The organism is Aeromonas sp. QDB63 (genome assembly GCF_027707425.1).
GTDB lineage: Bacteria > Pseudomonadota > Gammaproteobacteria > Enterobacterales > Aeromonadaceae > Aeromonas > Aeromonas caviae.
The window spans coordinates 154,712-179,208 of sequence record NZ_JAPCIS010000001.1; the positions used below are offsets into that span (position 1 = coordinate 154,712).

Genomic DNA, 24,497 nt, shown 5'->3' on the forward strand with positions numbered 1-24,497 from the left:
ATGGTGCCGGCTACCGGAATCGAACTGGTGACCTACTGATTACAAGTCAGTTGCTCTACCTACTGAGCTAAGCCGGCACACTTCAAACCATTGTGCATGAACACGTTTTTTTTCATGGCACCAAAATATGGTGCCCAGAGACGGAATCGAACCGCCGACACGGGGATTTTCAATCCCCTGCTCTACCGACTGAGCTATCTGGGCGTGGGCGCTATTAAACGGATTTTAGGGCAGGTGGTCAACGGGAAATTTCACTTTTCGTCTCGTTCGTCTCTTTTTTGCGCAGCATCATCCATTTTCATCACTTCTGCTGGCGGGACCGCTCCCCGGCGCCCCCAGAGGCGGGACTCCTCCCCCTTGAGCAGGCGGGTAATGTTCTCGTGATGACGGATCAGGATGAGACAGGAGAGCAGGGAGACCGGCAACGTGTATTCCGGTTTGAGCAGATAGGTAAAGAGCGGAGTGAGCAACACGGTCACGATGGACGCCAGTGACGAATAGCCGCTCACCAGCAGCACCAGCAGCCAGGTGGTGATGACGGCGCCCCCCATGGCAAACCCAATGGGCAGCATGGTACCGAGGGCGGTGGCGACGCCCTTGCCGCCACGGAAGTGGAAGAAGAGGGGGTACATGTGGCCCAGACAGGCGGCCACCCCGATAAAGCCGAGGTAGACGGGCTTGATCTGCAGATACCAGGCGAGGTAGACGGGGGCCATCCCCTTGAGCACGTCGAGAAGCAGTACGATCAGCGCCGCCATCCGGCCGCCGAGGCGCAACACATTGGTCGCCCCCGGGTTGTGGGAACCATGGTCACGGGGATCCGGCAGACCCGTGATGCGGGAAACCAGCACGGCACTGGACAGCGAGCCGCCCAGATAGGCCAGAATAATCATCAAAATCGTCAGGGCCGTCATCTTGGTCGTTTTTACCACGATATGAATGGGGTATGATGCGGGCCACATTCCCAGGCCCGGGCTTGCCCGAAAGCGTGTCGCCCAAACCGGCCGCCAGCGGCAATCTGCTTGCCGGGCCTGCATCCCTGCGCTGTTTTCACAGCCCATCAAGAGTAAAGAAGAAGTACTGTCATGGACAAGGTGTTTATTCGCGGACTCGAGGTTTTGACCACCATAGGGGTATATGAGTGGGAGAAGGGCATTCGCCAGAAGCTCTGTTTCGACCTCGAGATGGGGTTTGACAATCGCCCAGCCGCCGCAACCGACGATATCAATCTGGCGCTGGATTACGCCACCCTCTCTCGCAAGATCTGTGATCACGCCCAGGGCAAGATAGTGGAGCTGGTCGAGACCATGGCCGAGCAGGTCGCCGCCCTGGTGCTGGAAGACGAGCGGGTACAGTGGGTCAAGGTGACCCTGACCAAACCGGGTGCCGTGCCCAATGCGGCAGGCGTCGGGGTCGAGATCTTGCGCCATCGCACGCCGGCTGCGAGCGCCAACTGATGACCCGCATCTATATCAGTCTGGGATCCAACATCGATCGGGAACGCCATATCCGCGCTGGCCTCGATGCCCTGCACGCCGAATTCGGCGAGTTGCAGGTCTCCCGGGTATTCGAGAGCGAGGCAGTGGGCTTCAACGGTCGCCCCTTCTACAACCTGGTGGTGGGTGCCGATACCGAGCTGCCCCTGGCGACCCTGTGCCAGCGGCTGCGCGCCATGGAGTTCTCTCACGGCCGCGAGCCGGATGCCAAGAAGTTCGCCCCGCGCACCCTGGATCTCGATCTGCTGCTCTACGGCGAGCTGGTCTGCGAGACACCGCTGGTGCTGCCGCGCGGCGAGATCCTCACCAACGCCTTCGTTCTCTGGCCGCTGGCGGAGCTGGCTCCCACATTCCGCCATCCCATCGATGGTCGCACCATCGGTGAGCTGTGGGCAGGTTACGACAAAGCCTCCCAGCGCCTTGACCCCATTCCCTTCCACTGGAAAGCGGGCGAATTGCAGCATCACTGAACGACAAAGGCACCCTCGGGTGCCCTTGTTGATGACTCCGCTGATGACGGATAAGAAACGGTGATTGGGCCTGCGCCGGTGCAAGTGGCAGGATGACCGCCATCACAGGAGAACCCCATGCCACTCGATGCCATTCACGACTTCAACCGTCAGTTGCTCACCGACCTGCCCCACCAGCGCTTCGAGCACGAACCCATCCTCGATTACGCCACCGACGAGCGGGTCAAGGCTCGCCTCGGCTGGCAGGCCGAGTTCAGCAAGACCCTTTTCCTCAAATTCAAGGATGGTCGCTTCGCCCTGCTGCTGACCCACAGGGACGGCCGGCTCGACAGCAAGGCGGTCAAGGCGGCGCTCGGTGCCAAACCCTCCATCTGTACCGCCGACGAGATGCAGACCGAGATTGGTTGCCTGCCGGGAGCCGTCTGCCCCTTCCTGCCCCGCGCCGACATCCCCCTGCTGGTGGATCCCGTGCTCATGAATCACCACGCCTTTACCTGGACGCCGGGCCACCCCGAGCAGACTTTCCTGCTGGAGACCACCCACCTGGCCGGACTGCTGGCCCGATTGCCCTGCGACGTGAGCTACCTGCCCTCCCCCTGAGCCTGGGACTCAGCGCTTTTCCCGCGCCAGCTGGGAGAAGATCAGCGCCGCCAGCATGGACATCAGGCCGATGCACAGATAGGTGAGGTGGAACCCCTCCAGCCAGCGGCCACTCCCCTCGGGCTGGCCGATGGAGAAGAGCCCCAGCAGGCTGGCGGCGATGGCCACCCCCAGGCTCATGGAGAGCTGCATCACCACCGACAGCAGACCGTTGCCGCTGCTGGCGTGCTCACTGCTGAGATCCTGCAGGGTCAGGGTGTTCATGGCGGAAAATTGCAGGGAGTTGATGGCGCCAAAGACCGCCAGCCACACCAGCAGTACGCCGTGGGGCACCTGGTTGTCGATGAAATAGAAGCTCGCGATCATGGCCCCGAGCGCCAGGGTGTTGCCGATCAGGATGCGGCGATAACCGATGCGCGGAATGAGCTTGTTCACCAGCGTCTTGGTCAGCATGGCGCCGATCACCGTGGGGATCATGGTCATCCCCGCCTTGCTCGGGGAGAAGCCGAGCCCCAGTTGCAGGAACAGCGGGGTGAGAAACGGCATGGCGCCGCTGCCGAGGCGGGCAAACAGATTGCCCCAGATACCGATGGCGAAGGTGGACGTCTTGAACAGCGCCAGACTGAACAGGGGCTGCTCCGCCGTGGCGGCATAGAGCCAGTAGCTCGCCATGGCGGCCAGACCGAACAATACCGCAAACAGGGCCCAGCCGGTTGAGATGCTGTGCTCCCCCAGGCCTTGCAGACCGACGGATACCAGCACCATGCCGACACTGAACAGCACAAACCCCTGCCAGTCAAACCTGGCGGTGTGCTGGCGAAGGTCGGGCATGAAGTGCCAGCTCGCCACGAAGCCGAGCAGGCCCACCGGCAGGTTGATGAGGAAGACCCAGTGCCAGCTCGCCACCTCCACCAGCCAGCCCCCCAGGGCCGGACCGATGAGGGGGCCAAGCAGACCGGGGATGGTGACGAACGACATCACCCTCAGCAGCTCATGCTTGCTGTAGACCCGCAGCACCGCCAGACGCCCGATGGGCATCAGCAAGGCCCCCCCGACCCCTTGCAACACCCGGGCGATCACCAGCATGGGCAGGGTGTTGGCGATGGCACAGGCCAGGGAACCCAGGGTAAACAGCAGGATGGCGACCAGATAGACCCGGCGGGTGCCGAATCTGTCCGCCAGCCAGCCGGAGGCAGGAATGAGCAGGGCCACCGTCAGCATGTAGGCGATGATGACGGACTGCATCTGCAGCGGACTCTCGCCCAGGGCCTCGGCCATGCTGGGCAGGGCAGTGTTGAGGATGGTGCCATCCAGGGTCTGCATGAAAAAACCGACCGCCGTCAGCCAGGGCAGCCATTTGCGCTGGGCGGGCGTCACCATCGGGGAGCTGTCAGGCATGGTTCTGTCTCTCCTCATCACATAAGAAATCTATGGTCACCCCCTTTTTTGCAACCTTGATTTCGGGTGTTGTGGTTGGCTTGCTTAAATCTATCCGGCGTCTTGATGGAGAATGTTCTCCGCGCCACGATGAGAATCGCGCCTGACTGTCCTAAAAAGACCCTCGGCCTAGAAAGCCTATTCTTTTGCCAGGTTATCAGTCAGGCCGGTATGCCGTTCACGTCATCCAATATCACAGTCGCAAAACCAGGTGGGTGTGTCAGTACAAAAGTAAATAGGGGCGCGTCAGGTTGGCATTGCCCGAAATTCGGTATGCCGTGCCGCCAGCGCCCAAGCCGTGCGGGCCAACTTGTTGGCTAGTGCACAAGCCACAACATTCGAATGTCGCCGAGTCAACATAGACCTGACCCAATCAGCCAATCGTCCCGTTTGCCGCTCTAGCCGTTGCATATAGGCTCGTGCACATTGCACCAACAATCGTCTAAGATTTTTGTCGCCACGCTTGCTGATACCCTTCAGGTTTGCCCGGCCCCCAGTACTGTACTGGCGTGGCACCAATCCGACTGACGCCGCGAAATCACGACTACATCGATAGTGTTTTCCGTCACCGAGCTCGGCGGCCAACACGCTGGCAGTGATCGGGCCGACACCAGGGATTGTCATCAGACGCTGACCAAGATCGTCATCGCCAAGCTGGCTGGCCAGTTCCTTGTCGATCTCGGCAATTTGCTGCTCCAGATACTTGAAATGGGCATGCAGCCTCTCCAACATGGTAATCAGTCGCGCTGGTAACTCGTGTTCAGCCATCACAGAAGGCAGGCGCTTGATGGCGGCATGACCGACGGGCAGACTGATGCCAAATTCGAGTAAAAAGCCGTGTATCTGGTTCGATGCCTTAACCCGATCGCGCACAAACGATTCGCGCACACGATGCAGTGCTCCCAACGTTTGCTGGCTTTCGGTCTTGGGCGTTACAAACCGCATGGAGGGACGGCAGGCGGCCTCGCAAATAGCTTCAGCATCGATGAAGTCGTTCTTGTTGCTCTTGACGAATGGGCGCACGAATTGAGGCGAAATGAGCTTACTCTCATGCCCAAATTCAGCCAGCCGACGAGCCATGTAATGGGCTCCGGCACATGCCTCCATGACGATGGTGCATACAGGAAAAGTTGCGAGGGATTCGATGAGCTTTGTCCGGTTGAACTTCTTGCGAAGAAGAGCCTTGCCGAACCGGTCTTGACAGTGAATGTGAAAAGAGTGTTTACCGAGATCAATACCAATAAGCGCAACGTTTTCCATGATGGCCTCTCCTGAAAGAAAAACACCCTGTCAGCGTACCGCTCACAGGGTGGGGGTGACCATCTCATTAGACCCGCACGAGCGCCGGTCATATCAGCATATCAGGCATCCGGCTGGCCGAGCATGGCCTTGAGGTGCTCTTCCAGGCTGGGTTCGGGGGCCTTGAGGGTCGAGAGGAACAACTGCTCTATGCCTACCCTGTCCTGGCTCTTCACGATGAAAACCAGCCGGGACTGGGCCTTGCCTTCGGGCCACTCCCCCAGCGCCTGCAACGGATAGAGCTGGCCGTGCACCCCGTGGATCACCACGGGCTGGCTCTCCCCTTCCAGTTGCAATATCCCCTTGAGACGCAGCAGGGCATCACCGTATTGCGCCTGCACCGCATCGATGGCGGCCAGCAGGCGGGAGGGCTTGAGCGGCTCGCCGATGCGCAGGGAGAAACTTTCGATATTGCCGTGCTCGAAGCGGGTGGGCGCGACCGTCCCCACCTTGGCGGCAAACGGCGTTATCTTAGGCTGCATGGGCGAAGCCAGCCCCTGTTTCGGGGATTCGGTACGCAGCCAGGCCAGCAACTGGCGCACGTCGCGCCCCGCCGCCTCGTTGTAGGCGCCGAGCTTCTCCAGCACCGCGGGTGAGAGCACCCCATTGCTGACCCGCTGGATGGGGGCTGCCGGATTGAGGGCCGCCAGTTGGGCCTCCACCCGAGCAAGGGTCTCTTCATCCACCAGATCGCCCTTGCTCACCACCAGCAGATCCGCCAGCGCCACCTGTTTGACCGCCTCATATTGAGCGGCAAGCTGCTGCTCGATATGGCCGGCATCCACCACGGTGACGGTGCCATCGAAGCGGTAGCGCTGGGCGATAAAGCCCTCTTCCCTCAACGTGAACAGCACAGGGGCCGGATCGGCCAGACCCGTGGTCTCGATGATCAGCCGTTTGAAGGGTTTGATTTTGCGCTGGATGGCCTTCATGAAGAGCCCCTGCAGCGCCTCCACCAGGGAGCCCTGCACCGAGCAGCAGATGCAGCCGGAATCGAGCAGCACCACCTGCTCGTCCACCTGCTGTACCAGATGGTGATCCAGCCCCACGGAGCCGAACTCGTTGATGAGCACGGCGCACTCCCCGAGCTCGGGCTGCTTGACCCAGTGGTTGAGCAAGGTGGTCTTGCCGCTGCCGAGAAAGCCGGTCAGCAGGGTCACGGGGATGCGGGTGTCTTGCATGTCTGTCATCGGGTTGCCCCCCCTCTGATCGGCAGGAGGATGAGTAAGCGAGTGTCTTGCATATCGGTCATGTCAGATCCTTACCGGTTGGCGAACAGGTCGCCGAGCCAGCGGTTTTCGAAACGGCCATGGGGGTCAAGCTCCCGCTTCAGGGCCAGGAAGTCGTGCCAGCGCGGCAACAGGGCCGGGAAGTCGTAGAGGTCCATCGCCAGGTGCTTGCCGAAATGGGGAATGCCGCCGAGGGGCACCAGCAGTTGCTGCAACTCGCGCATCTGCTCCATGGAGCCCCCGACAAAGGTCCCGTCCGCCGCCAGATAGACCAGAAAACCTATCCAGCACACCGACTTGCCATGGGCGGCACTGAGCCAGGCCACGGATGGACCGGTGCAGCGCAGGATGAAGGGGTAGTGCAGCACGCCGGGGTTCGCCTCCTGCCATGCCTGCAGGATTTCAAGAGCCTCCCCCATGCGTTCGAGGGGCACGGCCACCTCGCAGTTGATCTGGGGAGCAGGAATTCCCTTGCAGAGGATCTGGTAGACGTTGCCCACCAGATCCGAGGCGTCCTTGAAGCGGCGTACCGTCTCGAAGTGCTCGCCTGCCCTGGCCTCGTCCTTGGTGTCTCTGGCCATCTTCTGCAGGGTCGCGTCTATGGTGGCATTGAGCGCCAGGTTCATGCGCTCGTTCATGTCTCCCTCCAGCACCAGCGGCTCGCTGCCCCCGGCGCGGTAGCGGGCCACCTCGTCATCGGAGGCGGGATCCACCAGCCAGATGTGACTCTCGCCGGTCCAGGCGAACCACCAGCTCTTCACGAAGGCGTGCTCCCGGTTGAGGCGCTCGTTGTGTTCCAGCAGGAAGGGGTAGTCGGTGGTGAACTTGGTGCAGCGCATGATGCGGTTGGGCACGGTGTTGAGGGTCACATCCAGCAGGATGCCGAGCATCCCCATGCCCATCACGAAGGCGCCGAAGCGCGGATCGGTGCGATCCACACGGATGATGTCGCCGTTCGCCAGCATCACGGTCAGGGCAGCCACCGCATCGCACAGGGCGGACTGGTGCAGTCCCTGCCCATGGGTGCCGGTGCTGAGCGCACCGCCCAGGGTCTGGATGCCGATGACGCCGGGGGACGCCGGCAGCATGCGATCCATGGCGATGAGGTCGGCATAGACGGTATCAAGCGGCGTCCCCGCCAGGTAGGTCACCGTATCGGCAGTCTTGTCCAGCTGGCCGCGCAGGTGGTTCAGGTCCACCAGCAGCGCCTGGCTGCCTTCGGCGTAGACGCTGTGGATGGGTTCGAAAGAGAGGCCGGAGCCGATGAGCCGCAGCTTGCGCTCGGGATATTCCCGCAGCAGTTGCTGCAGCTCGTCACGGGTCGTCGGGCGCCACACCTGATCAAGGGCGCCGAGGGGGTTGGTTCTGGACCAGTTGAACAGCACCTCCCGATTGCCAATCGCCTTGATGCTGTGAAATGCCTGGAACCTGACCGTCATACCGCGCCTCATCTGACTTCAAAATGAGCGCCAATTCTACCGAAAAGTGGCTGCCAAGGCATGAAAAACAAGACCCTACAGTCGGGGGTGGATAGGGGGAGCGCCCCTCCCCGCCTCAGCGCGTCTGCTGGGTCAATGCCAGCAACATGCCGAATCCCACCAGCAGGCCCCCGAACACCCGATCGATCCAGTGGCGTACCGCCAGCAGTCGGTCCCGCACCGCAGGGGTGGAGAAGAAGAGCGCCACCGCACCAAACCAGAGGGCGTGCGCCAGCGCGATGAAGGCGCCATAGCCGATCTGGACCGCCAGCGGCGTCTGCGGCTGCACCACCTGCATGAAGAGGCTGACGATGAAGATGGTGGTCTTGGGATTGAGCACATTGGTCAAAAATCCGGTGCGCAGCGCCCCCAGGCTGGAGAGGGCAGGCTGACAGATGCTCTCTTCATCGGCAGCCGGTTTGGCCCGCAGCATCTTGATGCCGAGGAAGATGAGATAGGCGGCCCCTGCCAGCTTGATGAGGTTGAACAGCCAGAGGGATTGCTGGATCAGCAGGCCCACCCCCAGCAGGGTGTAGGTCACGTGCACGCAGACCCCGGCCGCGATGCCGATCGCCGTCAGCACGCCGGTGCGGCGCGAGAGCAGCAGGCTGTTGCGCGACACCATGGCAAAGTCGGGCCCGGGGCTGATGACGGCAAAGAGAGTAATGGCGACAACGGCTAACAGTTCGGTCATGAAAAGAGTCCTGATTAGAGGGGATATCGGCTATTTTATTTGCCAATAACACCAATAACGAACGATGATTTCTGACATGAATGGTGAAAAAAACTCACAAAAATCCCTCTCGCTTCCCTCCCTCACCGCCCTGCGCTGTTTCGAGGTGGCGGCCCGCACCGAGCATTTCGGCCGCGCCGCCGACGAACTGCATCTCACCCATGGCGCCATCAGCCGGGCGGTACGACTGCTCGAGGAGGATCTGGGGGTCATGCTGTTCGAGCGGCGCCAGCGCCGGGTCTTTCTGACCGACGCGGGTGAACGGTTCTATCAGGCGGTCAGAGAGGGGCTGGGCAGCATCCGCCAGACGGCGCAGGCCCTGCGCCAGCAGAGTCGCCCCCAATCACTGGTGCTCTCCTGCGAACCCACCCTCCTGATGCGCTGGCTGATCCCGCGCTGGCCCGCCTTCCAGGCCCTGCACCCGGAGCTGGACGTACACCTGATGGCGGGCGGCGGCGCCCTCAGCTTTGGCAGCGGCATCGATCTCGCCATCCGGCGCAACGACTTTCACTGGCCTGCCGAGCTCTACAGCCAGTTGCTGTTCGAGGAGCGGACCGGCCCTGTCTGCCCGCCGGGCAAGGTGGCGCACTTTTTTGAACCCAGGGGGGATGTGCAGGCCCTCAGACCAACAGCCCCTCGTCTGCACACCAAGACCCGTCCGGGCGCCTGGTTGGAGTGGCAGCAGCACGCAGGCATGTCCGCCGACGAGGAGGTGCCGGGTCAGACCTTCGAGCACTTCTATTTCAGCCTGCAGGCGGCAGTCGCCGGACTGGGAGTCGCCATCGGCCCCTACCGCCAGGTGTGCGACGATATCGAGGCCGGTCTGCTGGTGGCACCGCTCGGCTTCGTCCCCGACGGCACCGGCTATCACCTGCTCGCCCCCGCGCCACCCGAACCCGGCAGCCCCCACGACATCCTGGTGAACTGGCTGCACAGCCTGGTGGGCGCGGCCTAGCCCTGGGCGGTGCGCCCGGCGGCGACCTGTATCTCTCCCGCCGTCAGCTCCCGGCAGAACTGGCGTATCGGCATGGGGCGGGCAAACAGGTATCCCTGCAGATACTGAACCCCCTTGCCTCTCAGATAGGCGGCCTGCTGCTCCGTCTCCACCCCTTCGGCCACCAGGGACAAACCCAGCCGTCCCCCAAGGTCGATGACGTTGTCCACGATGTGCTCGGAGAGGGACTCCGTCCCGATACGGCCGATGAAGGAGCGGTCGATCTTGAGATAGTCCACGTGGAATTGCTGCAGATAGATGAGGCTGGAGTGGCCGGTGCCAAAGTCATCGATGGCGAGCTGCACCCCCATCTCGTCGAGCTGGCGAAACAGGGAGAGGGTCTGCGGGCTGGTCACCAGCAGCTCCCGCTCCGTGAGCTCCAGCACCAGCACCACCCGTCCCGGCACGAAGTGGCCGAGGAAGTCGCGGCACTCCGTCACCAGGGAGAGGTCCCGGCAGTGGATGGCACTGATGTTGAAGCTGATGTGAAACGCCTCGGGCAACTGCTCCTGTACCGGGTGGAGTGTCTTGGCCACCGTCTTCATCAGGTTGACCGTCATGGGCACGATCAGGCCAGACTCTTCCGCCTGGGGGATGAAGAGATCGGGGCGGATCAGCCCCTCGGTGGCATGTTGCCAGCGCATCAGTACCTCGGCTCCCACCATCTTGCCGCCCTTGCTGGCGATCAGCGGTTGCAGATAGGGGACAAATTCCCTGGCTCGCAGCCCGCGTCTCAGCTCGTCCGTCAGGGCCCCCGGCCGCCCAAGCAGCCACCACACCAGCAGTGAGAGCACCAGCGAACTGGCTCCCAGCCAGATCAGTTGCAGATGGCGAGCCTCCCACAGGGCACGCCAGTAGATCGGCATGGCATAACCGGCGTGGATGGTGAAGGGGTAACGCTGGGAGGCGAGTATCAGGGCAAACTTGCTGTGCAGTTTCGGCGGATCGCTTTGGAAGTGGCCGGACTCATCGAGCCAGGCGGACCCCACCTGCAAGAACAGCTCGCTGGGATCGCTGCTCAGGGTGAGCATGAAACTGAGCTGGCTGCTGTCAATGGCGCTCAGTGCCGCATCACGCCCCCGCTCCTGACGCACCACCAGCAAGGGGTGATTCTTGCGCACCAGGTTGCCGCTCATCAGCAGCAACTTGCGATCCGTGTAGCGGGAGCCGTCATCCACTTCCCTGGCAGGCCCGAACAGCGAGGTGCAGTTGATGATCCCCTGTCGCACCAGATTGATGGAGCGCAGGAACGGCTCCAGCGCCACCCGCTTGCGCAGCAGCAACAGGTTGTCGCTGCAGGAGCGACCGGCCAGCGGCAATACCTCGAGGTTGGCCCGCTCGGCCTGATCCAGCATGCGCTCCAGCAAGGTTCTGGCCTTGCTGGCTGACGCACTGGCATCGTTCTTCAGCTCCTGCTCGTAGCTGTCATGCACCATCCACCCTCCCACCACCAGGGGCAGGGCTAACACCAGCAGGGCACAACCAAGGCGCCACTTCATGCGGGCCAGATCAATCCGGAACAGAAACATAGCAACCACGCCGCAATGCGCGGGCCCGCTTCGCAGGTACCGCGGTATAAAAATGCCCACCAGGAAACGGTGGGGCCATCATGGCCAGACAACGAAAGCGCAACGCGCGTACCAGGCAAATCGACGACGCCGTTGCTGGGCATGGCGGGTCATTATCGCGCAGCCCCCTGAAATGGAAAATGCCGCGTCGAGACGCGGCATTGTTATTTTCAGTGGTCAGACCGGCGAGTCTCAGACAGCTTGCTGCAGGATCACCGCATCGGCCTTCTTGGTGTAGGAGGCGATCTCGTTGAAGTTCAGGTAGCGGTAGGTGTCAGCCGCAGTGGCGTCCAGGGTCTTGGCATACTGCAGATACTCTTCCACGGTCGGGATCTTGCCGATGATGGCGGCAACCGCGGCCAGCTCGGCAGAAGCCAGATAGACGTTGGCACCCTTGCCCAGACGGTTCGGGAAGTTGCGGGTGGAGGTGGAGACCACGGAGGCCCCTTCCGCTACCCGCGCCTGGTTGCCCATGCAGAGGGAACAGCCCGGGATTTCGATGCGAGCACCGACGCGACCAAAGATGCCGTAGTAGCCCTCTTCGGTCAGCTGATCCTTGTCCATCTTGGTGGGCGGCGCGATCCACATGCGGGTCGGCAGCTCGCCCTGATACTTCTCGAGCAGTTTGCCGGCGGCGCGGAAGTGGCCGATGTTGGTCATGCAGGAACCGATGAACACCTCGTCGATCTTGTCACCAGCTACTGTGCTGAGCAGGCGGGCATCGTCCGGATCGTTCGGCGCGCACAGGATCGGCTCCTTGATGGTGGCCAGGTCAATCTCGATGATTTCGGCGTACTCGGCATCCTTGTCCGCTTCCATCAGTACCGGGTTGGCCAGCCACTCTTCCATCCCCTTGATGCGGCGGGTGATGGTGCGCACGTCTCCGTAGCCTTCGGACAGCATCCATTTCAGCATCACTATGTTGGACTTCAGATACTCGATGATCGGCTCTTTATCCAGCTTGATGGTGCAACCGGCGGCGGAACGCTCGGCGCTGGCGTCGGCCAGCTCGAACGCCTGCTCCACCTTGAGGGTTGGCAGACCTTCGATCTCGAGGATGCGGCCGGAGAAGATGTTCTTCTTGCCCGCTTTCTCGACGGTCAGCAGCCCTTTCTGGATGGCGGCGTAGGGGATGGCATGGACCAGATCACGCAGGGTGATGCCCGGTTGCAGCTCGCCCTTGAAGCGCACCAGCACGGATTCCGGCATGTCCAGCGGCATCACGCCGGTGGCGGCGGCGAAGGCCACCAGACCGGAGCCCGCCGGGAAGGAGATACCGATGGGGAAACGGGTGTGGGAGTCACCACCGGTACCCACGGTATCCGGCAGCAGCATGCGGTTCAGCCAGGAGTGGATGACACCGTCACCCGGACGCAAGCTCACACCGCCGCGGTTCATGATGAAGTCCGGCAGGGTGTGGTGAGTCTGCACATCGATGGGCTTGGGATAGGCCGCGGTGTGGCAGAAGGACTGCATGGTCAGATCGGCAGAGAAGCCGAGGCAGGCGAGATCTTTGAGCTCGTCGCGGGTCATGGGGCCCGTGGTGTCCTGGGAGCCGACCGTGGTCATCTTGGGTTCGCAGTAGGTGCCCGGGCGGATGCCCTCAACGCCACATGCCTTGCCCACCATCTTCTGGGCCAGGGTAAAGCCCTTGCCGGTATCGGCCACCGGCTGCGGACGACGGAACACGGTGGAGAACGGCAGACCCAGCGCTTCGCGGGCCTTGTCGGTCAGGCCGCGGCCGATGATCAGCGGAATGCGGCCACCGGCGCGCACTTCATCGATCAGCACCTCGGTCTTCAGTTCAAACCGGGCCAGCACCTCGTCGGTGCCGTGGCGGGTGATCTTGCCCTCATAGGGGAAGATGTCGATGACATCGCCCATTTCCAGCTTGGAGACGTCCACTTCGATGGGCAGGGCGCCGGCATCTTCCATGGTGTTGAAGAAGATGGGGGCAATCTTGCCACCGAGGCAGACGCCGCCGGCACGCTTGTTCGGCACGAACGGAATGTCGTCGCCCATGAACCAGAGCACGGAGTTGGTAGCGGATTTACGGGAAGAGCCGGTACCGACCACGTCACCCACGTAAGCCAGCGGGAAGCCCTGCTCTTTCAGGGAATCAATGGTCTTGATGGGACCGATGACGCCATCCTTGTCCGGGGTGATGCCGGGACGGGCGTTCTTCAGCATCGCCAGGGCGTGCAGCGGAATGTCCGGGCGGGACCAAGCGTCCGGCGCCGGCGACAGATCGTCGGTGTTGGTTTCGCCGGTAACCTTGAACACGGTGACGGTGATCTTCTCGGCCAGGGCCGGGCGGTTCAGGAACCACTCGGCGTCGGCCCAGGATTGCAGCACCTGCTTGGCGTGGGCATTGCCCGCCTTGGCCTTCTCTTCCACGTCGTGGAAGGAGTCGAACATCAGCAGGGTGTGGGAGAGGCCCTTGGCGGCAAGAGGAGCCAGGGTCGCATCGTCCAGCAGGTCGATCAGCGGCTGAATGTTGTAACCACCCTGCATGGTACCGAGCAGCTCGACGGCTTCGGCGGCAGTCAGGATGGGGGAATGGGCCTCGCCCTTGGCGACGGCGGTCAGGAAGCCGGCTTTCACATAGGCCGCTTCATCAACACCCGGGGGAATGCGGGAGGACAACAGTTCTTTCAGAAAGTCCTGTTCGCCGGCGGGCGGATTCTTGATCAGCTCAACCAGGGCGGCGACCTGCTCTGCGTCCAGAGGTTTGGCAACCACGCCTTCGGCGGCACGTTCTGCGACGTGTTTACGGTATGTTTCAAGCACGACTAATTCCTCTTTGGTCTTTTTTTGGGGTTCGCCCAAGCTCGCGGCGATCGTCCTTGCGGGACACCCGTAGGGTGCCCACCACTATATAAGTTTTAACGACTAATTAAAATCCAAACCCTGTGCAGTTATTCATCAAACCAGCATAACCATATAAACCTATTAGTTTTTTTTAGAGTGACAAGCCGCCCACCCAAGGTGAGTTAACAAAAAGGCAGCATTTCGCCCTTATTGGAACGTAGTGCCCAATTGCAGATAGAACATGTCGTGCCCCCCCTCCGCCACGCCATAGCCGAGGAAGATGGGACCGAGGAAACTCTCCACCCCCATATAGAGGGAACCCGAGGTATAGGAGGATTCGATGCTGATGTCCTCTCCCTTGTCCCAGACCCCCCCTTGCTCGAGGGAGCCCCCGAGGAACAGGGGCGCCTTGAAGGCACCGAAATCGTTGTCCGCCACCCGGTAGATGTAGCGCAATCCGCCGAACAGGCTGTAGCGACCGCTCAACTGGTAATGCTGGAAGCCGGACATGCGGAACAGCCCGCCCAGATCCTGCACGAACAGTGGTACCGTCTCCTGGGAGCTTGAGCCGCCCCCTTCCAGCATCAGGTTGAGGCTGTGTCTGTCCCAGGACCAGGGCTTGATCATCACCAGCCGGTAATTCACCCCCTCGGCCTGCTCGGAGGGCGCGTCCGCGGGGTCGAGATCGACGTAGGAGTAGCCACCCTTGATGTCCCAGTAGACCCCCTGATAGGGGAAGTAGCGGCTGTCGAGGGTGTCGTGCTCGAAGCGGATGTAGGGTCCCCAGGCTGAGGCATCGGCATCCGCGTTGGTGAGGTTCTGGATCTCCACGCTGCCGATCTTGCCCTCCAGCCCAAGGGAGAAGCGGCTCCAGGGCTGGCGATTCCAGCCGACGGCGAGATCCACGCTGGTGAAGCTGTACTCGGAGTCCAGATAGCTGACCCCGGACGAGGACCTGCTCTCTTCCGGGAAGAAGACGCGTCGCTGGGTCTTGTCGTAGGCCAGGCTCGTCTCGCCGAAGTAGGTCTGGGAGGGCTCCAGCGGGGTGTAGAAGTCGGTCTTGAGGTGCTTGGCGGTCCCGAGGGACGCCTCGGTCAGCCACTCGCCTCCCCAGTCGTTCACGTTGGTCAGGGTGTAGGACATGCCGACGTTGTAGTTGGAGCTGCTCTCGAAGTCATCGGAGAAACCGAGCTGGAAGTTAAGATAACCCGGCCCCCAGTTCTTCTCGCTGGCGTCCACCACCAGCACGTTCTCCCCGTCCCGCTCCTCCACCTCGTAGGTGATCCGATCGAACGACTCCAGGGCGTAGAGGCGACGGATCCCCGCCTCCAGGCTCTCGTAGGTCTGCACCTTGTCCGGACGCACGTTCAGCATGGCCCGCACCGTGTCGTCGGAGAGGCGCGACTTGTTGATGATCTCCACCTTGTCGATGTAGTAGGCGGGCTGGCCGCTGCGCTCGGCGCGCCGGCTCAGCTTGCCGTTGCGATAGTCGGCGTAGGCGGCGGGCGAGAGAGAGAGCGCATCGAGCCGGGCCGCTGCACTGTTGGCAACCGCCTCCCCGATCTTGATCCCCTCCGGCATCAGGGCGAAGTCGGCGATCCCCATGTTGCCGAACTCGGGGGTCAGCAGGATGTCCCTGGGGCCGAGCAGCGCCTTCTGCTTTTCGGTCCCCACCTGGGTCATATAGGTGGTGAGCTGATCGATCATGGCCAGCCCCGACTTCAAGGATTCCCGGGTACGCAGCTTGGCGCCGATGTCCACCGCGATCACCACGTCGGCCCCCATGGCCTTGGCCACGTCCACCGGCATGTTGTTGACCGTGCCACCATCGGCCAGGATGCGGCCGTCCCAGTCCACCGGCTTGAGGGCACCGGGAATGGACATGGAGGCCTGCATCGCCTTGGCGAGGCTGCCGTGATCCAGCACGAAGGGGGTCACCGTCTCCATGTCGGTCGCCACCGCGCGATAGGGGATAGGCAGGTTGTCGAAGCTCTTTTGCGCCGGCAGGTTGGAGGTGGCGTGGCGCAGCAGGCTGGCCATGGACTGTCCCTGGAAGAAGCCGTCCGGCAGCTGGGTCTGGTCACCGTTGACCCCGATGTCGGTGCGCAGCTGGTACTTCTCGGTCTGCTGCTTCTTGCGCAGGGATAGCTCGTCGCGCCCCACCTTGTCCTGATAGCCCTTGTTCCAGTCGATGGCCAGCGTCGTGCGCTCCACCTCCTCGGCGCTGAGCCCCATGGCATACATGCCCGCCACATAGGAGCCCATGCTGGTCCCGACGATGATGTCCACCGGGATGTGCTTTGCCTCCAGCACCTTGAGCACCCCGATATGGGCCGACCCCTTGGCCCCGCCGCCGCTCAGTACCAGGGCGATCCTCGGACGCTCCATCTTGGTTGCCCCCGGGTTTCTGGCCGAAGGCGCGGGATCATTGGCTCCGGCCGCCACCATGAACGGCAGGGTCGCCAGCAGGAGCACGAGCAGGTGGGTCCATCCCCGATGAAAGATGCGCATATGAGAGTCCATAAATCCGGTGCGAGTCGAGCGGGCAGGCCGCCAGTCAGGTGCAGCCTACTATAAGTGCAAGCACTTTAACCGCAAGCCGGGGTGCTGGCGAGGGGTCGCCCCGCTTGCAACGATGTCTCGGCAAAATCGGGCGCCAATCCAGTCCAATCCGGGTGTGAGCGCAAACGTTAATCGACAATAAACGCCCCCGCCGCCTCAAGAGCGCGCCAAATCAGCCGCTATTATGAGTTCAACCCTGGTTCACACTTCCGAGTCACCCTTATGTTCGCAAGCCTGACACTGAAACAGAAAATTCTGGCCACCGTCATCCTCGCCGTGGCCCTCTCCTGCCTGCTGGTGGGCTATTTCAGCCAGCGTTCTGCCCAGCAGCTGATCGAGAACCGCATGTTCGAGCAGGAGCTGCCCAACCTGACCCAGCGCATCGGCAAGGAGATCGAGAAGGATCTCACTTCGGTCGCCAATGCCGCCAGACAGCTTGCCAACGACCGCTTCGTGCTGGACTGGGTCGAGCGCGGCATGCCCAAGGAGCAGGAGTCCATCCTTATCAACCAGCTCAAGGACATGACGAGCCAGTATGGCCTGGTCACCGCCTCCTTCGCCGATCGTCAGAGTGCCGCCTACTACAACCAGGACGGTTTTCTGCGCATCCTGAACCACGAGCAGGACAACTGGTTCTATGACTACACCAAGAGCCGCCAGGATCTGATGCTCAGCATCTTTCGGGAGAGCAATGGCGAGGTAAAACTGTTCGTCAACTTCCAGCAGCTCGACGGACGCGGCCTCGCCGGCCTAGCCAAATCCCTCGACAGCATGGTCAGCATGCTCGCCAACTTCCGCATCGGCGACAGCGGCTTCGTCTTCATGACAGACGGCAGCGGCAAGGTGAAGCTGCACCCCGACGCCGCCCGCATCGATCGGGACAACCTGACCCAGCTGGCCAGCGGCAGCAGCACCAACCTGCTCAACAAGCAGCCCTTTGCCGCCACCCGTGCCGAGGTCGACGGCCAGCCCGTGATCCTGGCCAGCAGCTACATCCCCCTGCTCGACTGGTATCTGGTGGCCCAGGTGCCGGAGGCCGAGATTTATGCCGAACTGGACAGAGCGCGCCTGCACATGGTGCTGGTCAGCCTGGCCATCGCCGTCGGCATGGGGCTGCTCGGCGTTCTCCTGGCGGGCTCCGTGAGCCGCCCCCTCAACGAACTGGCCCGCCTGTTCCGCGAACTCGGCAGCGGTGATGGCGACCTCACCCATCGCCTCAAGGTCGATGGCCGTGACGAACTGGCCCAGGTGGCGACCGGCTTCAACAACTTTGTCGCCAAGATCCACGGCTCCATCGAACAGGTGGCGAGCAACTCCCGCCAGCTCGCCGCCACCGCCAACGAGGTGGCCGCCAAGGCCCAGCTCACCCAGCACAACTGCACCGCCCAGCGGGATCGCACCGTCCAGGTCGCTACCGCCATCCACGAGATGGGAGCCACCGTCAGCGAGATCGCCGGCAATGCATCCCTGGCAGCCGACGTCGCCAAGCAGGCCAACGAGCAGGCCGATGCGGGGGCCCAGGTCGTCGCCCAGGCCCGTCACGGCATCGTCGGCCTATCCGGTGAGATCGAGCAGGTGGCCGGGGTCATCGAGTCACTGGCGAGCCAGACCGATTCCATCGGCAGCATCCTCGACACCATCCGCAGCATCTCGGAGCAGACCAACCTGCTGGCCCTCAACGCCGCCATCGAGGCTGCCCGCGCCGGCGAGCAGGGCCGTGGCTTCGCCGTGGTGGCCGACGAGGTGCGCAACCTCGCCAGCCGCTCCGCCGCCTCCACCGCCGAGATCCAGGGCATGATCAACAGCCTCCAGGAGCAGAGCGCCCGCGCCGTCAGCGCCATGGCCCAGGGGCGCAACCAGAGCCTGCGGGTGGTGACCCAGGCCGACGAGGCCAACGGCGCCCTCGACCAGATCACCGGGCACATCACCCAGATCAGCGACATGAACATCCAGGTCGCCACCGCCACCGAAGAGCAGTCGAGCGTGGTCGGGGAGATCAACCGCAACGTGGAGGACATCAACCAGCTCACCATGGAGACCGCCGACATCGCCCACCAGTTGACCGAGTCCAGCCGCAGCCTGCAACAGCTCTCCGGCGAGCTCGACAAGCTGGTCGGCAACTTCCGGTTATAAGATGAAAGGGCGCTGCGGCGCCCTTTTTTCACCGGGTCGACAGGGAATACCGACCCCCATGACGGCGAACCGTCATGACGAGCCGCTACAGTAGCGACACAGCAACACACCAAGGAGTCAACATGCTGGCAGGCAACCTCACCATCAAAACCCAACTGATCCTGGCCGTCACCGTGCCCTGTCTCGCCCTGCTGCTGGTTGGCGCCGCCAGTCTGCGCAGCATGGACAACATCAGGCAGCAGGCCGAAGAGCTGTTCCAGAATACCGCCACCCCCATGCGGGCCATGGCGGAAGTGGCCTCCCGCATCCCGCGCATGCGCGTCGGCATCGACATGATGCTGCTGCAGGACACCTCCCTGCGCGACGAAAAGGGGGTGCTGACCCGGGTCAAGGAGACCCGCGAGGAAGACATTCCCGAGATGCGCCAGGCCATGGAGCAGGCCGTCAAGGCCCAGGTCGATCCGGACGCCCGGGCCAAGGCCCAGACCCTGCTCGATCAATTCACCCGGGTGGAGCGGGATGAGCTGACCCCCATGTTGCAGGCGCTCTCTGACAACAAGATGGACGAGGCACGCGCCATCTACCGGGATCGCTACAGCCAGAGCTACGGGGTCATGCGCAAGGGCGCCAATGAGCTGCTCGACGGGTTGATAGGTCAGGCCCAGCATCGCAACGACCTGAGCGAAAACAGCTATGACAGCGGTCGTACCCAGATGATCGCCATCATCGTCATCGCCATCGCCATCTCGCTGCTCGTCTCGACCCTCATCCTCATCGGGCTGCGCCGCCGGGTCTCCTTCCTGCAATCCCATATTGGCGAAGTGGCCCGCCACCTCGCCCTCGACAGCCGCGCCAGTCTCACCGGCAAGGACGAGCTGGCCGAGATTGCCCACAGCTTCAACCAATTCGTGACCCGGATCCACGGGGCCATCGTGCAGGTGGCGAGCAACTCCCGCCAGGTAGCCGCCACCGCCAGCGAGGTGGCTGCCAAGGCCCAGCTCACCCAGCACAACTGCACCGCCCAACGGGATCGCACCGTCCAGGTCGCCACCGCCATCCACGAGATGGGGGCCACCGTCACCGAGATCGCCGGCAATGCATCCCTGGCAGCCGACGTCGCCAAGCAGGCCAACGAGCAGGCCGATGCGGGGGCCCAGGTCGTCGCCCAGGCCCGTCACGGCATCGTCGGCCTCTCCGGTGAAATCGAACAGGTCGCCGGGGTCATCGAGTCACTGGCGAGCCAGACCGACTCCATCGGCAGCATCCTCGACACCATCCGCAGCATCTCGGAGCAGACCAACCTGCTTGCCCTCAACGCCGCCATCGAGGCCGCCCGCGCCGGCGAGCAGGGCCGTGGCTTCGCCGTGGTGGCCGACGAGGTGCGCAACCTCGCCAGCCGCTCCGCCGCCTCCACCGCCGAGATCCAGGGCATGATCAACAGCCTCCAGGAGCAGAGCGCCCGCGCCGTCAGCGCCATGGCCCAGGGGCGCAACCAGAGCCTGCGGGTGGTGACCCAGGCCGACGAGGCCAACGGCGCCCTCGACCAGATCACCGGGCACATCACCCAGATCAGCGACATGAACATCCAGGTCGCCACCGCCACCGAAGAGCAGTCGAGCGTGGTGGGCGAACTCAACCGCAACGTGGAAGACATCAACCAGCTCACCATGGAGACCGCCGATATCGCCCATCACCTGACCGAGTCGAGCCGCAACCTGCAGCACCTCTCCGGCGAGCTCGACAAGCTGGTCGGCAACTTCCGGCTGTAACTTTTGACTCCCATTTCATCACCCGACAGAGGGCGCAGCGGCGCCCTCTGTCGCCACCACGGCAAGCCGTGACGCAGGCGCTTTTGCGCCACCTCCACCGGCTTCTGAAAATGCCCCATAATCAGGAAAATGAGAGGAGGAGTTATGGGCAAGCTGGTCGTGATGATAGTGCTGGGGGGGCTGCTCAGCGCCTGCAGCAGCGGGCCCGTGCGGGTGCACGGTGCCGACGTGAGCGTGGACGATACCCGGATCCGGGTCAGCGACGGGGATCGCGGAGGCTACGGTACCTTCTGCCCACCGGGACAGGCCAAGAAGGGGCGCTGCTGACCGCTGGGTGCCGAAAGACAGACAACAAAAAGCCGCTCCATGGAGCGGCTTTTCTTATGAAACGGGCAGAAGATTATTTTTTCTTCTTGGCCTTGGCGTTCGGCAGGTCGGTGATGGAGCCTTCGAACACTTCGGCAGCCAGACCCACGGACTCGTGCAGAGTCGGGTGAGCGTGGATGGTCAGCGCGATGTCTTCGGCGTCGGCACCCATCTCGATGGCCAGACCGATTTCACCCAGCAGTTCACCGCCGTTGGTACCCACGATGGCACCACCGATGACGCGGCCGCTCTCCTTGTCGAAGATCAGCTTGGTCATGCCGTCGGAGCAGTCGGACGCGATGGCGCGACCGGAGGCAGCCCACGGGAAGGTGGCGACTTCGAAGTTCAGACCCTGTTGCTTGGCTTCCTTCTCGGTCAGACCCACCCAGGCCATCTCAGGCTCGGTATAGGCGATGGACGGGATCACTTTCGGGTCGAAGTAGTGCTTCTTGCCGGCGATGACTTCGGCCGCCACGTGGCCTTCGTGTACACCCTTGTGGGCCAGCATGGGCTGACCGACGATGTCGCCGATGGCGTGGATGTGGGCCACGTTGGTACGCAGCTGCTTGTCCACTTCGATGAAACCGCGCTCGTTGACGGCAACACCGGCCTTCTCGGCATCCAGCATCTTGCCGTTCGGCACACGACCCACGGCAACCAGCACGTTGTCGTAGCGAACCGGCTCGGCCGGGGCGTGCTTGCCTTCGTAGGAGACGTACAGGCCGTCTTCACGGGCTTCAACGGCGGTGACCTTGGTCTCCAGCATGATGTTGAATTTCTTGGCAACGCGCTTGGTGTAGATCTTGACGATGTCTTTGTCGGCAGCCGGTACCAGCTGGTCGGCAAATTCCACCACGTCGATCTCGGAACCCAGGGAGGAGTACACGGTACCCATCTCCAGACCGATGATGCCGCCACCGATGACCAGCAGCTTGCCAGGAACGGTCGTCAGTTCCAGCGCATCGGTAGAGTCCCATACGCGGGGGTCGTCATGGGGGATGAACGGCAGCTTCACCGGACGGGAACCGGCGGCGATGATGGCGTTGTCGAAGGTGACGGTGGTCTTGCCGTCGGCGCCTTCCACTTCCAGCGTGTTCGGACCGGTGAACTTGCCGAAGCCGTTCACGACCTGGACTTTACGCATCTTGGCCATGCCAGCCAGACCGCCGGTCAGCTGGTTGATGACCTTCTCTTTCCACAGACGCACCTTGTCGATGTCGGTCTGCGGGGCACCGAAGACGATGCCGTGCTCGGCCAGCGCCTTGGCTTCTTCAATGACTTTGGCGACGTGCAGCAGTGCCTTGGACGGGATGCAACCCACGTTCAGGCAGACGCCACCCAGGGTGGAGTAACGCTCGACGATAATGGTATCCAGACCCAAGTCAGCCGCACGGAAGGCAGCGGAATAACCGGCAGGGCCAGCACCCAGTACTACGACCTGGGTTTTGATTTCTTTACTCATCATGACCTCTTTGTCGTTCTTATATCCCCGGACAGCACAGTCTTATGCCAAACAAGGCCGCTGCAGCCGTGAAAAAAACGGGGCAAGTTTACAATCCTGTTAACGAAATGAGAAGCAAAAAGGGCGGGCTCTGGGCCCGCCCTCTCACTTACAGGACCAGTCGACGAATGTCGGACAACACACCACTCAGGGTGGTGATGAAGCGGGCACCGTCGGCGCCATCGATGACGCGGTGGTCGTAGCTCAGAGCCAGCGGCAGCATCAGGCGCGGCACAAACTCTTTACCGTTCCACTTCGGCTTCATCTCGGACTTGGAGACGCCCAGGATGGCCACTTCCGGCGCGTTGACGATCGGGGTAAAGCTGGTACCGCCGATGCCACCCAGGCTGGAGATGGTAAAGCAACCGCCCTGCATGTCGGCAGCGGTCAGCTTGCCAGCACGGGCCTTCTTGGAGATCTCGGCCAGATCGCGGGACAGCTCGTGGATGCCCTTCTTGTTGACGTCGCGAACCACCGGAACCACCAGACCGTTGGGGGTATCCACCGCCACACCGATGTGGATGTACTTCTTCATGATCAGCTTGCTGCCGTCTTCGGACAGGGCGCTGCAGAAGCGCGGATGGGCTTCCAGGGCCTTGGCGGCCGCCTTCAGGATGAACACCAGCGGGGTGATCTTCACGTCCAGCTTCTGCTTCTCGGCCAGGATGTTCTGCTCTTTGCGGAACGCTTCCAGATCCGTGGTATCGGCTTCGTCGAACTGGGTGACGTGGGGGATCATGGCCCAGTTGCGGTGCAGGGCAGGACCGGAGATCTTCTGGATACGGGTCAGTTCCAGCTCTTCGACAGGGCCGAACTTGCTGAAATCAACCTTCGGCCAGGCCACGACGCTCATGCCGTTGCCAGTACCGGTGCCGGCAGCCGGAGCGGACTCGGCGCGCTTGACCGCATCCTTCACGTAAGCCTGCACGTCTTCTTTGACGATGCGACCCTTGCGACCGGAGGCTTTCACCTTGGCCAGGTTGACACCGAACTCGCGCGCCAGACGGCGTACAGCCGGGGAGGCGTGGACATAGGCGTCGTTGGCCACGAAATCGGAGGCGGCAGCAGCCTGGGCAACCGGCGCAGGAGCGGCGGCAGCCGGCGCGGCAGCAACAGGCGCTGCGGCAGGAGCCGGAGCAGCCACGGCAGCCGGAGCGGCACCCGCCACTTCGAATACCATGATCAGGGAACCGGTGGAGACCTTGTCACCCGCCTTCACCTTGATCTCCTTGACCACACCGGCGAACGGTGCAGGCACTTCCATGGAGGCCTTGTCGCCTTCCACGGTGATCAGGGACTGGTCGGCTTCAACCTTGTCACCCACGGCGACCATGATTTCGGTCACTTCCACTTCGTCACCGCCGATGTCCGGCACGTTGACGTCCTTGGCACCGGCGGCAACCGGAGCAGCGGCAGCCACTGGGGCAGCAGCAGGAGCCGGCGCAGCAACAGCGGCCGGGGCTGCGCCCGCCACTTCGAAGACCATCACCAGGGAGCCGGTAGAAACCTTGGCGCCGGCGGCAACCTTGATCTCGACCACGCGACCGGCGAACGGTGCAGGCACTTCCATGGAGGCCTTGTCACCTTCCACGGCGATGATGGACTGGTCGGCTTCAACCATGTCGCCCACGGCAACCATGATGTCAGTCACTTCGACTTCGTCACCACCGATGTCCGGCACGTTGACGTCCTGGCGAGCGGCAGCAGCAGGAGCGGCGGCCGGCGCGGCAGCAACCGGGGCAGCAGCCTGGACCGGAGCCGGTGCGGCAGCGCCCTCGGCTTCGAAGACCATGATCTGGGAACCGGTGGCAACCTTGTCGCCCACCTTGATCAGGATCTCTTTGACGATACCGGCGGCGGGGGCCGGGACTTCCATGGAGGCCTTGTCACCTTCCACGGCGATCAGGGACTGGTCCAGCTCGACCTTGTCACCCACGGCCACCATGATCTCGGTGACTTCAACTTCATCGGCACCGATATCCGGCACCATAATCTGTTTGGACATTGCGCTTTATCCTCTTGCGTGCATTCGCGTGGCTGCCTGAGCATCA

18 protein-coding genes and 2 tRNA genes are annotated in these 24,497 nt (G+C 62.6%); 7 read left to right on the forward strand and 13 right to left on the reverse strand.

Annotated elements, in window-relative coordinates; translation table 11 throughout:
• Position 1: 1 nt before the first annotated feature.
• The 3 genes from PG879_RS00810 to plsY form a co-directional block, all read right to left on the reverse strand.
• Positions 2-77 (reverse strand) — tRNA-Thr (locus PG879_RS00810).
• Positions 78-128: 51 nt separating this feature from the next.
• Positions 129-204, reverse strand: a tRNA-Phe gene (locus PG879_RS00815).
• Between the two features lie 47 nt (positions 205-251).
• Complete coding sequence (plsY, locus tag PG879_RS00820; RefSeq protein WP_029314836.1) at positions 252-914, reverse strand: glycerol-3-phosphate 1-O-acyltransferase PlsY; 663 nt, start codon at positions 912-914, stop codon at positions 252-254.
• Between the two features lie 171 nt (positions 915-1,085).
• On the opposite strand from plsY, the gene folB reads away from it, so the two are divergent.
• From folB to PG879_RS00835, 3 genes are all read left to right on the forward strand, one after another.
• Positions 1,086-1,457 (forward strand): dihydroneopterin aldolase, encoded by a 372-nt coding sequence (gene folB, locus PG879_RS00825; protein WP_010675798.1) that lies wholly within the window; start codon positions 1,086-1,088, stop codon positions 1,455-1,457.
• Positions 1,457-1,966, forward strand: a complete 510-nt coding sequence (gene folK, locus PG879_RS00830; RefSeq protein WP_049636525.1) for a 2-amino-4-hydroxy-6-hydroxymethyldihydropteridine diphosphokinase — start codon at positions 1,457-1,459, stop codon at positions 1,964-1,966. Before folB ends, folK begins: the two co-directional genes overlap by 1 nt.
• Positions 1,967-2,083: 117 nt before the next feature.
• Positions 2,084-2,566: a YbaK/EbsC family protein gene (locus PG879_RS00835; protein WP_119197025.1), complete on the forward strand. Its 483-nt coding sequence runs from the start codon at positions 2,084-2,086 to the stop codon at positions 2,564-2,566.
• A gap of 9 nt (positions 2,567-2,575) precedes the next feature.
• Here PG879_RS00835 and mdtD read toward each other — a convergent pair whose 3' ends face one another.
• From mdtD to PG879_RS00860, 5 genes are all read right to left on the reverse strand, one after another.
• On the reverse strand, positions 2,576-3,964 hold the full coding sequence (gene mdtD, locus PG879_RS00840; protein WP_049636526.1) for a multidrug transporter subunit MdtD: 1,389 nt from the start codon (positions 3,962-3,964) through the stop codon (positions 2,576-2,578).
• Between the two features lie 285 nt (positions 3,965-4,249).
• Positions 4,250-5,263, reverse strand: a complete 1,014-nt coding sequence (locus PG879_RS00845) for an IS110-like element ISAeca3 family transposase (protein WP_052815087.1) — start codon at positions 5,261-5,263, stop codon at positions 4,250-4,252.
• A 101-nt stretch (positions 5,264-5,364) separates the two neighbouring features.
• On the reverse strand, positions 5,365-6,492 hold the full coding sequence (locus PG879_RS00850) for a CobW family GTP-binding protein (protein WP_164884641.1): 1,128 nt from the start codon (positions 6,490-6,492) through the stop codon (positions 5,365-5,367).
• A gap of 71 nt (positions 6,493-6,563) precedes the next feature.
• Positions 6,564-7,970, reverse strand: coding sequence for a D-arabinono-1,4-lactone oxidase (locus tag PG879_RS00855; protein ID WP_210557706.1), 1,407 nt, complete (start codon positions 7,968-7,970; stop codon positions 6,564-6,566).
• A 115-nt stretch (positions 7,971-8,085) separates the two neighbouring features.
• Complete coding sequence (locus PG879_RS00860) at positions 8,086-8,703, reverse strand: LysE family transporter (RefSeq protein ID WP_103244165.1); 618 nt, start codon at positions 8,701-8,703, stop codon at positions 8,086-8,088.
• A gap of 76 nt (positions 8,704-8,779) precedes the next feature.
• Between PG879_RS00860 and PG879_RS00865 the strand changes: the two genes are divergently transcribed.
• Complete coding sequence (locus PG879_RS00865; protein WP_210557704.1) at positions 8,780-9,697, forward strand: LysR family transcriptional regulator; 918 nt, start codon at positions 8,780-8,782, stop codon at positions 9,695-9,697.
• Here the strand turns inward: PG879_RS00865 and PG879_RS00870 are convergent.
• The 3 genes from PG879_RS00870 to PG879_RS00880 all read right to left on the reverse strand — a co-directional run bounded on the left by PG879_RS00870 (position 9,694) and on the right by PG879_RS00880 (position 16,626).
• Positions 9,694-11,265 (reverse strand): EAL domain-containing protein, encoded by a 1,572-nt coding sequence (locus PG879_RS00870; protein ID WP_210557702.1) that lies wholly within the window; start codon positions 11,263-11,265, stop codon positions 9,694-9,696. The two genes, PG879_RS00865 and PG879_RS00870, sit on opposite strands and share 4 nt — an antisense overlap.
• Before the next feature lie 231 nt (positions 11,266-11,496).
• Positions 11,497-14,094, reverse strand: coding sequence for a bifunctional aconitate hydratase 2/2-methylisocitrate dehydratase (gene acnB / locus PG879_RS00875; RefSeq protein WP_210557700.1), 2,598 nt, complete (start codon positions 14,092-14,094; stop codon positions 11,497-11,499).
• Positions 14,095-14,322: 228 nt separating this feature from the next.
• Entirely contained in the window at positions 14,323-16,626 is a 2,304-nt protein-coding gene (locus PG879_RS00880; RefSeq protein ID WP_210557698.1) for a patatin-like phospholipase family protein, read from the reverse strand.
• 273 nt (positions 16,627-16,899) lie between these two features.
• Here PG879_RS00880 and PG879_RS00885 point away from each other — a divergent pair, with 273 nt between their 5' ends.
• From PG879_RS00885 to PG879_RS00895, 3 genes are all read left to right on the forward strand, one after another.
• Complete coding sequence (locus PG879_RS00885; protein WP_048208552.1) at positions 16,900-18,810, forward strand: methyl-accepting chemotaxis protein; 1,911 nt, start codon at positions 16,900-16,902, stop codon at positions 18,808-18,810.
• Positions 18,811-18,932: 122 nt separating this feature from the next.
• Positions 18,933-20,579 carry a methyl-accepting chemotaxis protein gene (locus PG879_RS00890; protein WP_143238133.1) on the forward strand — a complete coding sequence of 549 codons (1,647 nt, stop codon included), beginning with the start codon at positions 18,933-18,935 and terminating at the stop codon, positions 20,577-20,579.
• A 144-nt stretch (positions 20,580-20,723) separates the two neighbouring features.
• Complete coding sequence (locus PG879_RS00895; protein WP_017779057.1) at positions 20,724-20,906, forward strand: hypothetical protein; 183 nt, start codon at positions 20,724-20,726, stop codon at positions 20,904-20,906.
• A 73-nt stretch (positions 20,907-20,979) separates the two neighbouring features.
• Here PG879_RS00895 and lpdA read toward each other — a convergent pair whose 3' ends face one another.
• Together lpdA and aceF are read right to left on the reverse strand one after the other, a co-directional pair.
• Positions 20,980-22,407: a dihydrolipoyl dehydrogenase gene (gene lpdA / locus PG879_RS00900; RefSeq protein ID WP_010675812.1), complete on the reverse strand. Its 1,428-nt coding sequence runs from the start codon at positions 22,405-22,407 to the stop codon at positions 20,980-20,982.
• Positions 22,408-22,555: 148 nt separating this feature from the next.
• Positions 22,556-24,451 carry a pyruvate dehydrogenase complex dihydrolipoyllysine-residue acetyltransferase gene (gene aceF / locus PG879_RS00905; RefSeq protein ID WP_128296222.1) on the reverse strand — a complete coding sequence of 632 codons (1,896 nt, stop codon included), beginning with the start codon at positions 24,449-24,451 and terminating at the stop codon, positions 22,556-22,558.
• Between the last annotated feature and the right edge of the window lie 46 nt (positions 24,452-24,497).

Coding starts and splice junctions, on each gene's coding strand:
- plsY (WP_029314836.1), bottom strand. CDS start 914: ATGACGGCCCTGACGATTTTGATGATTATTCTGGCCTATCTGGGCGGC.
- folB (WP_010675798.1), top strand. CDS start 1,086: ATGGACAAGGTGTTTATTCGCGGACTCGAGGTTTTGACCACCATAGGG.
- folK (WP_049636525.1), top strand. CDS start 1,457: ATGACCCGCATCTATATCAGTCTGGGATCCAACATCGATCGGGAACGC.
- PG879_RS00835 (WP_119197025.1), top strand. CDS start 2,084: ATGCCACTCGATGCCATTCACGACTTCAACCGTCAGTTGCTCACCGAC.
- mdtD (WP_049636526.1), bottom strand. CDS start 3,964: ATGCCTGACAGCTCCCCGATGGTGACGCCCGCCCAGCGCAAATGGCTG.
- PG879_RS00845 (WP_052815087.1), bottom strand. CDS start 5,263: ATGGAAAACGTTGCGCTTATTGGTATTGATCTCGGTAAACACTCTTTT.
- PG879_RS00850 (WP_164884641.1), bottom strand. CDS start 6,492: ATGACAGACATGCAAGACACCCGCATCCCCGTGACCCTGCTGACCGGC.
- PG879_RS00855 (WP_210557706.1), bottom strand. CDS start 7,970: ATGACGGTCAGGTTCCAGGCATTTCACAGCATCAAGGCGATTGGCAAT.
- PG879_RS00860 (WP_103244165.1), bottom strand. CDS start 8,703: ATGACCGAACTGTTAGCCGTTGTCGCCATTACTCTCTTTGCCGTCATC.
- PG879_RS00865 (WP_210557704.1), top strand. CDS start 8,780: ATGAATGGTGAAAAAAACTCACAAAAATCCCTCTCGCTTCCCTCCCTC.
- PG879_RS00870 (WP_210557702.1), bottom strand. CDS start 11,265: ATGTTTCTGTTCCGGATTGATCTGGCCCGCATGAAGTGGCGCCTTGGT.
- PG879_RS00880 (WP_210557698.1), bottom strand. CDS start 16,626: ATGCGCATCTTTCATCGGGGATGGACCCACCTGCTCGTGCTCCTGCTG.
- PG879_RS00885 (WP_048208552.1), top strand. CDS start 16,900: ATGTTCGCAAGCCTGACACTGAAACAGAAAATTCTGGCCACCGTCATC.
- PG879_RS00890 (WP_143238133.1), top strand. CDS start 18,933: ATGCTGGCAGGCAACCTCACCATCAAAACCCAACTGATCCTGGCCGTC.
- PG879_RS00895 (WP_017779057.1), top strand. CDS start 20,724: ATGGGCAAGCTGGTCGTGATGATAGTGCTGGGGGGGCTGCTCAGCGCC.
- lpdA (WP_010675812.1), bottom strand. CDS start 22,407: ATGAGTAAAGAAATCAAAACCCAGGTCGTAGTACTGGGTGCTGGCCCT.
- aceF (WP_128296222.1), bottom strand. CDS start 24,451: ATGTCCAAACAGATTATGGTGCCGGATATCGGTGCCGATGAAGTTGAA.